General features: G+C 50.1%; 2 protein-coding genes. Both read left to right on the forward strand.

What is annotated here, in order from left to right:
• The coding region (locus ACTHUE_RS18095; protein WP_440424109.1) for a DUF1328 domain-containing protein at nt 1-119 on the forward strand (119 nt) is incomplete at its 5' end.
• 140 nt (nt 120-259) lie between these two features.
• Nucleotides 260-1,552 carry a valine--pyruvate transaminase gene (locus tag ACTHUE_RS18100; protein ID WP_070460558.1) on the forward strand — a complete coding sequence of 431 codons (1,293 nt, stop codon included), beginning with the start codon at nt 260-262 and terminating at the stop codon, nt 1,550-1,552.
• Nucleotides 1,553-1,685 lie beyond the last annotated feature (133 nt).

Below are 1,685 nucleotides of genomic sequence, written 5' to 3' on the forward strand. Positions count from 1 at the left end.
TTGCAGCTGTATTAGGTTTCGGTGGTATTGCAGGTAGTGCGGCAGGCATAGCCAAAATTTTATTTGCCGGTTTCTTGATCTTGTCGGTGATATCACTGATTTTTGGCAGGAAGAAATAATACCTGTAGACCAATAAGGTTGTATCAAGCCACTATTCCGTCAAATAGGCCGTCTGAAAAATCAGGATAACTGGTTTTCAGACGGCCTTTGTTCTTATAATAGCGGTTTATTTTTTTACACACCCAGCAACGGAGTTTCCATGCAGTTTTCAGCATTCGGCGAAAAATTCACACAACACAGCGGTATTTTGCAGTTGATGGACGATTTGGGCGACGCGCTCAAAAGCGACAAGCCCGTCAACATGCTCGGCGGCGGCAATCCGGCGCGGATCGCTGAAGTCAATGCGGTGTTCGCCGATGTGTTTTCCAAGTTGGCAGCGGAACACGCTGTTGAGAATATCGGCAATTATTCCAATCCGCAGGGCGATGCGGCGCTGATTGCGGCTTTGACTGAGTTTCTCAACCGCGAATACGGCTGGAATCTGACGGCGGACAATATCGCGTTGACCAATGGTTCGCAAAACGCGTTTTTCTATTTGTTCAACCTGTTTGGCGGCAAATTCAATCTTTCAAACAGCCAAACGGCTGAAAAAGCGATTTTGTTGCCGCTTGCGCCTGAATATATCGGTTATGCCGACGTGCATGTCGAAGGGCAGCATTTTATTTCGGTGAAGCCGAAAATCGAAAATGTCGAACACGAAGGCAAAGCGGGCTTCTTCAAATACCGCGTGGACTTTGACGCGCTGGAGAGCCTGCCTGAATTGAAAGAGGGCAAAATCGGTGCGATTTGCTGTTCGCGCCCGACCAACCCGACCGGTAATGTGCTGACCGACGGCGAGATGGCGCGTTTGGAAGCTTTGGCGCAGGAACACGGGATTCCGCTGATTATCGACAACGCTTACGGAATGCCGTTCCCGAATATTATTTACAGCGATGTGACGCTCAACTGGCACGAAAACATTATCCTCTGCTTCAGCCTTTCTAAAATCGGCCTGCCCGGTGTGCGTACCGGCATTATTGTCGCCGCGCCGGAAGTGGTCAAAGCCGTCAGCAGTTTGAATGCGATTGTGAACTTGTCGCCTACGCGTTTCGGCGCGGCGATTGCGGCTCCGCTGTTAAACGACGGCCGTCTGAAACAGCTGGCCGACCAAGTGATTCAGCCGTTTTACCGTCGGCAGGCGCAAACGGCGGTCTCCCTGCTCAAGCGTGAGTTGGGTGCGTATCCGTTGAAAATTCATAAGCCTGAAGGTGCGATTTTCTTGTGGCTTTGGTTTGAAAACCTGCCTGTTTCGTCGCAAACCTTGTACGAAATGCTCAAGGCTGAAGGCACGCTGATTATTCCGGGCGAGCATTTCTTTGTCGGCATTGATAGGCAAGACTATCCGCACGCACACGAGTGTATCCGTATGAGCATTGCGCAGGATGCGGAAACGCTGGAAAAAGGCATTGCCGCGATCGGTCGCGTGGTGCGCGGTTTGTACGATAAAAAATAAATGCTGTGAATAGACAAAGGCCGTCTGAAACCTGAACAATCGGGTTTCAGACGGCCTTTTTGTCGGATTTAGATATGGTGGATAACCAGTTTTTTGCCTTCGTAATCGAGGACGTTGACGTCCATATCGAATA

This window comes from Neisseria sp. P0021.S005, assembly GCF_051956955.1.

Coding starts and splice junctions, on each gene's coding strand:
- ACTHUE_RS18100 (WP_070460558.1), top strand. CDS start 260: ATGCAGTTTTCAGCATTCGGCGAAAAATTCACACAACACAGCGGTATT.